The organism is Enhygromyxa salina (genome assembly GCF_002994635.1).
Classification (GTDB): Bacteria; Myxococcota_A; Polyangia; order Nannocystales; family Nannocystaceae; genus Plesiocystis; species Plesiocystis salina_B.
Map to the genome: position 1 here is coordinate 1 of NZ_PVNL01000057.1, position 12,419 is coordinate 12,419.

9 protein-coding genes are annotated in these 12,419 nt (G+C 66.7%); 8 read left to right on the forward strand and 1 reads right to left on the reverse strand.

Features of this window, described 5'->3' with window-relative positions:
• The first annotated feature begins 585 nt into the window (after positions 1 to 585).
• The 8 genes from ENSA7_RS14620 to ENSA7_RS14660 all read left to right on the forward strand — a co-directional run bounded on the left by ENSA7_RS14620 (position 586) and on the right by ENSA7_RS14660 (position 11,425).
• Positions 586 to 1,614: an amino acid--tRNA ligase-related protein gene (locus ENSA7_RS14620; RefSeq protein WP_106089901.1), complete on the forward strand. Its 1,029-nt coding sequence runs from the start codon at positions 586 to 588 to the stop codon at positions 1,612 to 1,614.
• Positions 1,615 to 1,882: 268 nt separating this feature from the next.
• Positions 1,883 to 3,487 carry an outer membrane protein assembly factor BamD gene (locus tag ENSA7_RS14625; RefSeq protein WP_146157696.1) on the forward strand — a complete coding sequence of 535 codons (1,605 nt, stop codon included), beginning with the start codon at positions 1,883 to 1,885 and terminating at the stop codon, positions 3,485 to 3,487.
• Between the two features lie 91 nt (positions 3,488 to 3,578).
• Positions 3,579 to 4,373: an energy transducer TonB gene (locus ENSA7_RS43640; protein ID WP_181233742.1), complete on the forward strand. Its 795-nt coding sequence runs from the start codon at positions 3,579 to 3,581 to the stop codon at positions 4,371 to 4,373.
• A gap of 62 nt (positions 4,374 to 4,435) precedes the next feature.
• Entirely contained in the window at positions 4,436 to 5,158 is a 723-nt protein-coding gene (locus ENSA7_RS14640) for a MotA/TolQ/ExbB proton channel family protein (protein ID WP_106089905.1), read from the forward strand.
• A gap of 19 nt (positions 5,159 to 5,177) precedes the next feature.
• On the forward strand, positions 5,178 to 5,663 hold the full coding sequence (locus ENSA7_RS14645) for an ExbD/TolR family protein (RefSeq protein WP_106089906.1): 486 nt from the start codon (positions 5,178 to 5,180) through the stop codon (positions 5,661 to 5,663).
• 260 nt (positions 5,664 to 5,923) lie between these two features.
• Complete coding sequence (locus ENSA7_RS14650) at positions 5,924 to 6,364, forward strand: ExbD/TolR family protein (RefSeq protein ID WP_280524009.1); 441 nt, start codon at positions 5,924 to 5,926, stop codon at positions 6,362 to 6,364.
• A 2-nt stretch (positions 6,365 to 6,366) separates the two neighbouring features.
• Entirely contained in the window at positions 6,367 to 10,431 is a 4,065-nt protein-coding gene (locus tag ENSA7_RS14655) for a thrombospondin type 3 repeat-containing protein (protein ID WP_244923807.1), read from the forward strand.
• Positions 10,432 to 10,498: 67 nt separating this feature from the next.
• Complete coding sequence (locus tag ENSA7_RS14660) at positions 10,499 to 11,425, forward strand: sucrase ferredoxin (protein WP_181233744.1); 927 nt, start codon at positions 10,499 to 10,501, stop codon at positions 11,423 to 11,425.
• Here ENSA7_RS14660 and ENSA7_RS14665 read toward each other — a convergent pair.
• Positions 11,412 to 12,332 (reverse strand): GGDEF domain-containing protein, encoded by a 921-nt coding sequence (locus ENSA7_RS14665; protein WP_244923808.1) that lies wholly within the window; start codon positions 12,330 to 12,332, stop codon positions 11,412 to 11,414. The two genes, ENSA7_RS14660 and ENSA7_RS14665, sit on opposite strands and share 14 nt — an antisense overlap.
• Positions 12,333 to 12,419: the final 87 nt, after the last annotated feature.

The window sequence follows — 12,419 nt, forward strand, 5'->3', positions numbered from 1 at the left end:
GTCACTCGCTTCGCTCGCTCCCATCGGGCTGGCTGTTTGCGACCGCATGTGTGGCCCCCTGGAAGGGGGCTTGATATGACCCCCACAGGCGGTTTCGCACTGCGCGGTCACTCGCTTCGCTCGCTCCCATCGGGCTGGCTGTTTGCGACCGCATGTGTGGCCCCCTGGAAGGGGGCTTGATATGACCCCCACAGGCGGTTTCGCACTGCGCGGTCACTCGCTTCGCTCGCTCCTATCGGGCTGGCTGTTTGCGACCGCATGTGTGGCCCCCTGGAAGGGGGCTTGATATGACCCCCACAGGCGGTTTCATGACCCCCACAGGCGGTTTGGCACTGCGCGGTCACTCGCTTCGCTCGCTCCCGCCTGGGAGGGGGCTCGATATGACGCCCACAGGCGGCTTCGCACTGCGCGGTCACTCGCTTCGCTCGCTCCCCGTGGGCTGGTTGTGCGCCGGGGCATGATTGGCCCCCTGGGAGGGGGCTCTCTCCGCTTCGTCGCGGGGACTACTCGGGAGCGCCTCACGCCTGCTTGCGCGGCGCCTGTCTGGGGCTTTCATGGGGGCTCTGAGCGCGCTGCGCTGTGACCATGGAGGTCGGTGATCGGGTTCGGGCTTGGGATGCGGCGCTTGGCGCCGTGCGGGGGGAGCTGCGCGCGGCCGGGATGCGCGAGGTCAGTACGCCCGTGCGGGTGGATGCGGTCGCGCTCGAGCCCTGGATCGAGCCGCTGCCGAGCGGGGACAAGTGGCTGGCGACGAGTCCCGAGCTGGGGATGAAGCGGTTGCTGGGTCGGGGTGGGGGGTCGATGTTCCAGATCGCCCACGTGTTTCGCGCCGCTGAGCGCGGCGCTCAGCACAGCGAAGAATTTCATCTGATCGAGTGGTATCGGGACCAGCGGGATCGCGCGGCCGAGATCACGCCGGGGATGCAGGATGTCGAGCGGATCGTGGCCGCGGTGTTCGAGACCGTGGGGACGGCGCTGGGGGATCGGGTTGCGGACCGCGTCGCGGCGCCCGTGCGCTGGCGACGGGTGCAGCTGCTCGACGTGATGGCGGAGACCCTGGGCGCGCGCCTGCTCGGGAACGAGTCGGCGGAGGCTCTCGAGCCGCTGTTGCGGCGTGTAAGGGCGGCCGCGGGGGTCATGTTGGACGCCGGTGAATCGGGCCGACCGCAGGATCTCGACCGTGAACCCGAGCTCGCCCGGCTGTGGGCGTGGACCGAGCTGTTCAGCCTGTGGTCGGACCATCACTTCGAGGCCTGGCTCGGCGCGCTCGGGCCCGGCGTCGGGGTCCACGTGGAGGGGTTCCCCGCCAGCCTCGGCGCCCTCGCCGAGCTCGAGCCCGACGGCTGCACCGCAGCGCGGTTCGAAAGCCACGTGGGCACGGTCGAGCTCGCCAACGGCTACCGCGAGCTGCGTGATCCGGTCGAGCAGCGACGGCGCTTCGAACTCGTCGCTGGCATGCGTGCCCACGCAGGTCTGCGACCGCTGCCGATGCCCGACGCGTTCCTCGCCGAGCTCGCCGGGCTGCCGGCTTGTGTCGGAGTCGCCCTGGGCCTCGATCGACTCGTCGCGCTCGCCTGCGGGCAGCCGCGCCTCGATCGGGTGGCGCTGGCCTGAGTCTCGGGGTCCCGACAGGCCCGCGCACGATCCGCGACGGGATGTGCACGGCAGCACGCATGCGCATCTGTTCGGGGCCGATCGCGGGCCAAAACACAGCATTGAACAGGACCCCGCGCCGGCGCTCGGGCCCCGAACGATGGTTTCGAGGGCGCTCAAAAAGCTCATCCACGCCTGCCACGAGGCTTTTTGCGGAGAATTTGCCTGGCGCCAGCGAGTCGAGGTTCGTCTTGATTCCTGGGGCCATCTGGGTACACTGGCGCCCTCCATGCGTCGCAAGCTCGCTCTACTCGCCGCGATCTCCATGGCCGTTGGGCTGGCCGCGTGTACCAAGATCGAGTCGCGCGATCTCATCCGTGAGGGCAACCAGCTCTACACCGATGGCCAGTGGGAGCTGGCGATCGAGAAGTACAACCAGTCACTCGAGCGCGAGCCCGACGGGGTGACCGTGCTCTGGAATCGGGCCATGGCCGCCGAGAGCATCGTGTTGGATCTAAAAGATGCAACCGATGAGGCCGAGGTCGAGAAGCGCAAGGAGTACGCCAGCTTGGCCCTCGCGTCGCTCGACGAGTGGAACGACAAGCGCGAGAAGACCAGCGTCCAAGACGATCGCCCCGAGTGCGCCAAGCCAAAGCCCGAGGGCGAGGCGGCGCCGGTGCCAGAGGCGGCGCCCGCCGACGCTGCGGCCGCGGAAGAGGAGGGCGACCCCGATCTCAAGGCCTTCAAGCAACACCGCTTGGCCGTGCTCGGCGCGGACGCCCGCTGTGACGATTTGATCGAGCATTGGCGGCAGATGCACATGGCCTGCCCCCAAAACGAAGATCTCTACATGACGATCGCCCAGACCTTCGAGGACACCTGCGGGATGCCCGACAAGGCCGAAGAGTGGTACGTCAAGCGGACCGAGGACTTCCCCGACAGCGCCAAGAGCTGGTACTCGCTGGCGACCCGGCGGTTCTATCCGCTGATGCCGGATCCCGAGGCGGGGCTGCCGTTCAACGCCGCGATCGATGCCAAGACCCGGATCGAGATCGCCGATGAGGTGATCGGCTTCCTCGAGAAGGCCACGGCGATCGATCCCAAATACCGCGATCCCTATGTGTGGCGGTCAATGGCCTACACGCAAAAGTCCCTCGCGCGCGAGTTCATCGATCCACCCGACACGCCGGTCGACGCGATCGAGGCGATCTTGGCCCGGCGTGACAGCATGCTGGCGTGGCGCGAGACCAAGGCCGTGTGCGACATCGAGAAGATCCCGGACTGCCCGTTCGAGGTCGAGCCCGGCGAGCTGTTCCGCGATCTCGCGGGCGACGGCAGCTCCTGGAAGGACCGAGAGGTCAACCTGTGGGGCAACGTCATCAACGACTCCGTCAGGGAAGTCGACGCCGGCAAGCTCGTGTACGAGTTCGATCTCGAGGTCGAGTACACCCCGATCGTCGAGCCCGTCGAGGGTGACGCGCCGCCGGATCCGGTGCCGCCCCCTGAGGGAGCGGAGGGGCTCGAGGGCGAGGCGCCGCTGCCCACCCAGATCGTCACCGTTCGCCACACCTTCATCCAACCCGAGGGTGAAGACGGCGCGCCCCCGCCGGACATCAGCGCCGAGATCGCGGCGCAGCTCGAGGTCTGGAAGAAGCTCAAGTCCACCGCGTTCGCGGGCTTCATCGAGGGCAAGGGCGGGGCGTTCACGCTGGTCTCGGCCCAAAAACAGTTCCTGGGTTGTTGCCCGCCCGCGCCGCTAACGCCGGACGCCGAGAAATCCGACGCGCAGCGCCTCGAAGAGCTACGCGCCGAGCTGGCCGCGCTAGAGGCCGCCGAGCAAGCGGCTGCCGACGCCGCGACCCAGAAGGGGAAGAAGGGGAAACAGGGCAAGTGAGCCGCGAATCATCCGTATCATGGAGGCTCGCCCAGCTCGGGTGAGACCGCGGCCCTGACCCTCGGCGGGCGGGCGCGAAAGGACTTCAAGCATGGCGTTCGAACACTACCTCGGCACTACCAAAGTCAACCCAGCCCGCGTGCAGCTGCTGATCGGCGCGGGCGTGATGGCGATCGTGGGCACGGTCTCGATGATCTTGTTCATGTGGGTGGCCGGCAAGATGAGCATCGCTCGGGTCGACGCGCCAACCATCGACTTCATCTTGGTCCAGATGTCGGCCGAGGAGCCGCCGCCGCCACCACCTCCGCCGCCGCCCCCCGCTGGCAGCGAGATGGAAGAAGAAGAGATCGAAGAAGATGTCCCCGAAGAGGACGAGCCGCTCGAAGAGCTGACCCAGCCCGACGACAAGCCCAAGGACATCCCCGACAAGAAAAAGGGCAGCGGCGTCCCGACCGGTGTTCCCGGCGGCGTGCCCGGTGGCGTGCCTGGCGGTGTCCCCGGCGGCGTGCCTGGCGGTGTCCCCGGCGGCGTGCCTGGCGGTGCGTCGATCTCGACCAAGCCCGCTGCGGGCGCCTCGGTCACCAAAAAGCCGCTGCAAGCCGTGATGGCGCAGGCGGTCTACTCGCCCGACCCGGACCAAAAGCTGCTGCAGCAGACCAAGGCCGCCCGCTTCGACAAGCGCGACGGCACCAACAAGACCTCATTTTGCGTCGATACCACTGGGAAGGTGGTCGACGTGAAGACCAAGTCCAAGTTTCCCGGCGATCCGCAGGTGGATCAAATCATCCGCGACACCATCAAAAAGTGGCGCTTCAAGCCGTTCATCGTGGGCGGCAAGCCGGTCAAGACCTGCACCGAACGAACCTTCAAGCTCAAGTTCAAGTGAGCGGCCGAGCCGCTCGAGCACCGTGTCCCGGCCATCGCCGGATCTGACCCAAAGAGACGACCATGGAAATCCTGCTCCTGCTCGCCGAAGAGGCGCCATCCTTCACTCTGTCCGGCATGTGGAACCAGATGGGCATCTTCGCCAAGCTGGTCCTGATCGTGCTGATGTTGCAGTTCGTCATCACCACGATCATGGGGATCGAGCGCTTCATCGTCTACAACAAGGCCAAGCGGCAAAGCATCAGCTACATCATGATGCTGCGGAATTTCCTGAACGAGCGGAAGCTCGAAGAGTCCGTCGCCGCGGTCAAGCAGCACGGCGCCAGCCCGATCGCCAAGGTCGTCGGCTCTGGCATGGACGAGTACCTGCAAGGGCTCGAGGCGCTGCAGGAAGAGGGGCCCGACGACGTCGGTGACTTCGACCTCGTCGACGCGGTCAACCGCCAGATGGAGCGGACCAAGGAGCGCGAGACCGCCAACCTCAAGAAGGGCCTGGCGCTGATCGCCACCACTGGCTCGACGGCGCCGTTCGTCGGTCTGCTCGGTACGGTCGTCGGCATCATCAACTCGTTCCAGGGCCTGGCCGGCGACGGCGGCGGCGGCCTGAGCTCGGTCGCTGGTGGTATCTCCGAGGCGCTCGTCGCAACGGCTGTCGGTCTGCTCGTCGCGATCCCCGCCGTCATGGCGTTCAACTACTTCAACTCACGGGTCGAAGGCTTCTCGATCGACATGAACGATGTCGCCAGCGAAGTCATCAACTTCGTGCTCAAGGAGGGCCGGTACTGATCCGGCCCGGGAGTCGTCCATGAGCGGCACGGGACCCCACACGGGCCGGCGAACGCGTCGGATCCCCTACAAGAGCGACAAGCACGCGCACTCCGCGGGGCCACAGAGCAACATCAACGTCACCCCGCTGGTCGACGTGTGCCTCGTGCTGCTCATCATCTTCATGGTGGTCACGCCGATGCTCGGGCGCGGCAAGGATGTCCAGCTCCCCACGCTCGTCGACGCCGACTCCCACAAAGAGGGCGATCAGGTGTTCGTCTCGGTCGATGACGAGGGCGTCTGGATCAACCAAGACGCGTACACCAGCCGCGGGGACTTCCAAGACGCCCTGCGTGCCGAGGTCGCCATGGCCGAGGGCAAGGCCAAGGCCGCCAAGTACGACGGCCCGATCGTGTTTCTCAAGGGCGACAAGAAGACCAACTACGGTCGCGTGAGGGTCGTCATGGAGTGGATCCAGGGCATCAACCTGTCGGACGTCGCGCTGGTCGTCGACGTCGGTAGCTGAACCCAAGCTCAGTATCGCGGACTACGGGCCGGCACGCGTCCAATGGACAGCGCCGGCCCGTTCGCGTTGAGTTCGCTGCCCACGGCTGAAAAACAGATCTGCTCGTGACCTGAACTTCGCCCCGATGCCGATCGAAACCCGAATCACAGCCCCAACGACCCTCGCTTGCGCTGGCGAATTCCGTTATTCTGCGCGCCCGGGACCGGCGTAAGCGTCATCGCGCCCTCCCGTTGCGCCTCAGGAGAAGACAGCCCATGGGCATGGACACAGGCGGGTCCGGAGGCGGACCCAGCAGCGAAATCAACGTTACCCCGCTCGTGGACGTGTGCCTCGTGCTGCTCATCATCTTCATGGTGATGATCCCGAAGAACGTGCCCGAGATCTCGGTGCAGGTTCCACCGGAGAGCAAGCAGCGCAAGAACCCGCCCAACCAAAGTGACACGCTGGTGATCGGCTTGACCAAAGACGGGGCGCTCACGCTCAACAGTCAGCCGATCAACACCCGCGACGAGCTCGGTGATCTGATCTCGAGTCGGCTGCAAGGCCGCGAGAAGAAGGTCGTGTTCATCGACTTCGACGACGACGCCAATTACGGCGAAGCAGTCTTGCTGCTCGACCTGGCCAAGCGCAACGGCGCGGCGGTCCTCGGCATCATGAAAAAGAAGAATCGTCCCGTGCCGGACACCCTCGTAGGAATTTGACCATGTCCAAACTCGAACAACTGGCCAACGAGTTCGCTCGCGGATCCACCCTGACGTTTGCCGGCATGCTGGGCGTGTTCGGCATGCTCGGCATGTCGGGCTGCATCACCGACACCGACTGCGGCGTGTGTGATCCCGACAAGTTGGTGCTCGAGAGCATCAGCGGGATCAACTACGCCAATCGCAAGGTCCACCTGCTGCAGGACGGGCTGAGCACGGGCAAGTACTTCATCGAAGACATCGGCGCCTGCGTCGAGACCGATGACGCCAAAGACTCGCCGCGCGGCGCCGAAGAGTGGTGCAAGCTCTCGCCGCTCGTCAGCTGGCAGGGCTTGGAGTTCGTGTTCAACAACCTGCTCGATCCAACCTCGATCGAGCTGGTGCGCAAGGACCCGAGCAACCCGCAGCTGTTTCAGGTCTACGACTGGAAGACCCAGCTGGCCACGATCGAAGGGCCGATCACCCGGTTCAACGGTGACTACATCGAGCAGACCGCGGAGGCGCCCGACATCATGTTGCGGTCGACCAACCTGACCTGCATCGACAACCTGCGGGCCCAGGGCATCGAGTACGACCACGAGGTGCTCGACGCCGATCCCACGATCTGCAACGGGTTCTACGACGGCGGCTCGGGCATGATCCCGCTCAAGATGCAGGCGAGCGGGACCACCAAGTCCTATCGCGGCGAGACCGACCCGCGGGCCTCGAGCTGCACCGCGCCCGACTCTGGCCCCGACACCTGCTGCACCGTCTGTGACTACGAGCTGTCGGTCAACGTCGCCAAGTACGGCGTCGACGGCAACGGGGTCCGGCGGACGCCCGCCAACGCGATGAGCTGCACGCCGGGCGGCAACGTCTACGAGGACTGCGCCGGCTTCGTCACCGACGTCAACCGCGAGGCCGAGACCAACCGCTACAGCTACGCCTGGAACGGGACGGTCGACACCTTCCGACTCCCGCTCGCCGACAAGATCCGCGAGACCCACCCCGACGACCGCCCCAACGGCGTCGAGCCGGACGGCGTGCCCTGCCAGACCGACGCGGACTGTGACGCGCGGCTCGGCTCCGACTCGGGCGCGGTCTGCATCGGCACCACGCCCGAGGGCGTGACCTGCGACGCCGAGACCGACAACTGCGCAGAGAAGCACTGCAAAGCCGAGTGGTTCGCAACCTGCACAGACGACAGCGCCAACACGGGCGGCGCGTTCTGTGTGGACAAGCGCTTCAAGGACAAGGGCGCGGGCGCCTGCTTCGTGGCGACCAAGCCGTTTCAGTCGTGCGAGCCCCCGGTCGATCCAATGGGGACGCCGGTCTGCACCGAGTGGGGGGCCGGCAATCGCCTCGCCCGCTGTGACGTCTCGGAGTTCCCCGACGGCAGCCTGACCGCGGCCGAGTGCTGTCAGACCGCGCTCGGCGCTGAGCAGGACGGGGCTGGCTGTGATCCGCTGTTCCAGGACAGCGTCATCCCGATCCCCCGGTTCGACCGCGACCGGACCCTGCCCGAGGAGGTCCGCGACTGCTTCTGTGGCGATGCCGACGGCCAGCACCCGGCCTGCGCCGCGCAGATCGAGAAGTGGTGCACGGCGCCGCACGGCAACCTCGTGCGCCATGACGGCAGCAGCAACGCCGGCGAGTACATCACTCGCTTCGTCACCAAGGTCGGCGGCGTCGTCTACGATCCAGCGCTCAAGGGCGTGCTCTACCTCCCCGGTGACCGCGGCAACGAGCCGCGCTCACTGGTCGAGTCCTGCGCCGACCTGGCCGTCAATCCCACGCTGGTCGAGGGCTTGAACATCCAAGACGGCTGGCGCATGCACGACGGCGCCTTCTTCGAGAACTACGAGAACTTCGACCGCGGCATGTGCTCGGCCTCGGAGTATCGCGTGCAGTTCGCGACCGAGGGCGAGCGGATCCGTGACAAGGTCGGCAACGAGCTCGCGAGCGACAAGACCACCTACGTGTTCGAGACGCCCGAGTTCCACATCGTCCCGGGCACCGGGTTCCCGACCGACAACCTGCGGATCGGCGCCTGCGACGACTTCGAGCTGCGGCTGTCGAACAAGTTCGACCTCGATCCGCAGAACCTCAAGAAGCTCGAGCTGGTCCAGCTCAGCCGGATCTCCGGCGAGGATCTGCTGGGTGAGTCCTGCACCACCAGCTTGCAGCCCGAGTGCTGGGAAGAGAACCACGTGGTCGCGGGTGGCCTGTCGTGCACCGACGAGCCCACCGACGTGACCGAGGACAACCCGCCGTGCCTGACGGTCGACGTCAGCTTGCAGCGCGAAGGGTCGATCCGGGTCGTCATCGACTCGGTCCGGTTCGGCGTTCAGCTGTTCAACTACGACAGCGAGGACCCCGGCGCGCTCGACACGTTCGACCGGACGATCACCGGTCGCTACCGCATGAAGCTCCCCGGCCTCGAGAATGTCGAGCACTTCGCGGATCTCGACCTCAACGACCCCGCCGATGTCGCCGCCTACGAGCGGGCGTTCCACGACGTCTGCGGGATGCCGCTGATCACCACGGGCGGCCGCGGCTACACGGACTTCTACTACGACTTCACCGTCGATCCGCCCAAGTGCAAGGAGGACCCCGACGGTGACGACGTGCAGCTGTCCTGCGACAACGCGACCAAGCACTACAACCCGTTCCAGCAGGACCAGGACCTCGACGGCCACGGCGACGTCGCCGACCTGTGTCAGCTGACCCCCAGCGCCAGCAACACGGCCGACTCCGACAGCGACGGCATCGGCAACGACTGCGATAACTGTCGCCAGACCATCGACAAGTACTTCATCGACTCGGCCATGGTCGACGACCCGCGCATGTGGGTTCGCAACATCCCGTTCCAGTTCGACTTCGACCAGGACGGGATCGGCGACGTCTGCGACAACTGCGTCACCGTGGCCAACTGCGGGATCTTCAACGAGTCGCTCCCGCACACCGTCGGCGTGCCCGTGCCCTACCAGGACAAGGGCGTGTGTCAGACCGACGTCAACTCGGACATGATCGGCGACAGCTGCATCGATCCTGACACCAACCTTCCGCTGGTGGACATGGACAACGCCGCTGGCCCGGTCGGGTTCGCGCCCACGGACGACTTCGACCAGGACGGCATCAACAACCTCGACGACTGGTGCCCGCGCCAGCCGGTCGAGCAGGATCTCGCCAACCGCTCCACGTGTACGGCTGACGCAGACTGCCCCAACGCCGGCTCGACCTGCGCGTTGACTCCGGCGCTCAACGGCTCGCGCTACTGCAACCACGTGGACACCGACGGCGACCAAGTCGGCGACTTCTGCGACACCTGCCCCTACGAGTCGAACCCCATGCAGGTGACCGACGCCGGCATGCAGATCGACGACGAGGACGGCGACTTCGTGGGCAGCAAGTGCGAGACCAACGCCTCGTGCCACATCCGCGACGATCCACGGCCCTACGCCTTCATGGATGTCGCGGTCGACGGTCAGTGCTGTGTGACCAGCTACCCGGGCGACGGCGAGTACATGCAGCGCGCCGACGGCACCTGGGACTGCCTGGGTCTGTGTGATCTCGACGGGTTCCCGATCACGCTCGCGTGCGCCAACGAGGCGGTCCCGGGCGAGGACGTCCCCGATGGCAGCAAGTGCCGGAAGCTTCCGGCCAAGCTGGCGCTCCTGCCTGGGGTCGTCGAGCTCGCACCGGGCTGCCAAGAGGCGCTCGACGCGGCAGGCAAGTGCGCACCACAAGGTGAGACTGACCCGAACTGTCCGCCCGACATGGCGAACAGTCGCCTGACGCTGCTCGACGTCCCGAACGAGGACGAGCTGTGGGACAAGCTGTGCTTCTTGCCGCAGTGGGACCAGGACTTCGACGGCATCGGTGACGCCTGCGACCTGTGCCCCTTCTCCTACGACCCCTTCAACGAGCCCTACGTCGACGAGAACACGGGCAAGCTGTGGGACAACATCGGCCGGTTCTGCGCAGGCGACTACTCGGCTGACAACATCTGCGCCGCGCAGGACTCCAGCGAAGGAATGGAGACTGGGACGGGCGGCACTGACACCGGCGACGAGACGACCGGCTAGGGCATCCACCCTGCATTCGGAAAAGGGGCGGCCATTGGTCGCCCCTTTTTTGTCTATGCTGCGCCCGATGGCCACGACCGTTGGTTTTTGTCGCGAGCTAGCGATCGCCGAGCCCCTCGCCGGGACCGGCAACGATGCGATCCAGCGCTGGATCCTCGTCGAGGACTGCGGCCCGTGGGGCGCCAAGGTCCCCCGAGACACCGAGCTGCCGGCGGCGACCCGCGAGTGGCTGCTCGCTCGTGACGCCGAGCCCCACACGCGGGTCCAGCTGATCCGGCGACCCCGCACGCGCACCGGATCACTCGCCAAGGTGTTCGTCGCCAGCACGCCGGCCGATCCGAGCGCGCGGCGACTCGTCGAGCTCGAGGTCCCGCTCGAGCACATCCCGAACCTCGATCCCGACGCGCTGCTGGCCCAGGCGCCGGCCCACGATCCTGATGATCTGGCCGCGCTGTACCTGGTGTGCACCCACGGGACCCGCGATCGCTGCTGCGCGAAGTGGGGCATGTCGATGTTCGAAGCCCTGCGCGCGCACGCGGGCGAGCGGGTGTGGCAGTGCTCGCACCTGGGGGGCCACAGGTTCGCCCCGACCTTCCTGACGCTGCCCAGCGGTCTGCTGTGGGGTCGCGTCGAGCTCGCCGATCTCGACGAGCTGCGCGCGGGGCTGGCCGCGGGCCGACTGAGCCGTCTCAGCAAGCTGCGCGGGCGCTGCTGCCATCCCCGGGTCGTGCAGGCGGCCGAGTGTCTGCTGCGCGAGCGCGAGTCGCTGCTCGAGGACGCCGCGCTCACCTTCGTCGAGGTCCAGACCCTCGCGGATCAGGTCGAGCAGGTGTGGTTCGAGCACAGGTCCGGGCAGGGGCGCGAGCGCGTGGGCGTGACGATCGAGACCGCGTTGGGAGTCGCCACACCCGGAAGCTGCGGCGATCCGCTCGAGCAACGCCGCCACTTCCAGCTGTGCGCGATCACTCGGCCCGGCCCGATCACACCGCGATGACTTGATTGCGGCCGGCTTGCTTGGCCCGGTACAGGCACTGATCCGCGAGCTCGATCAATTGCTCCGGGCTGTGGAGCGACGCGCTCCACGACGCCACGCCCGCCGAGATCGTGACCGCGATCGCCTGGCCCTCGAACTCGAACCGCTTGGCGCCGACCAGCGCGCGAATGTGGTCGGCGTAGCGGGCCGGACCCGGCGGCGCGAGGCCGTGGATGATCACCGCGAACTCCTCGCCGCCGTAGCGGGCCACGAAGTCACCTTCGCGGGCGTTGTCGCTGACGGTCGCGGAGACCTCCCTGAGCACGTGATCGCCCGCGCGGTGCCCGTGGGTGTCGTTACAGCGCTTGAAGTGATCGATGTCGAACAGCATCAGCGCGAGCGGTGCCCCGCTGCTGGCGACCTTGGCGATCGCGTTGGCGATCGCGTTGTCGAAGGTGGGGCGGTTGTGGACGCCGGTCAGCCCGTCGAAGCGGGTCAGCGAGTAGATGTGCGCGTGAAACGCAGCTTCAATGTCGTTGCGGTGGATGAACTTGAGGATCGTCTTGCCGATCCTGATCTGATCGCCGTCGTCGAGATAGGTGCTGTTGACCTGCCTGTCGTTGACGAAGGTGCCGTTGGTCGAGCACAGGTCGAACAGCCGGACACCCACGGCGTCGGGCGTGAACTTGGCGTGGCTGCGCGAGACCAGGCCGTCGTCGAGGTAGATGCTCGTCGTGTTGTCGCGGCCGGCGACCAGCTCGCGGTCGAGGTCGTACTTGTGACCGACGTTGTCGCCCTTCATCACGACCAGACAGGCGGAGCGCTGCTCCAGCGGTGGCTTTCCGCCATCGCTGTCGGGCACGGTCTGGTGCGTCGATGGCAGGCCGCGGGGTCCCGCCCGCAGCCGCGAGTCGGGCGGCTCGTTCACGGTCCGGTCATCCAGGGCTGGGCGATACAAGCGGTCCCGCGGGAGGCGAGGCGACGCACTGCACCACGTGCTGCCAGGGTCATCGCG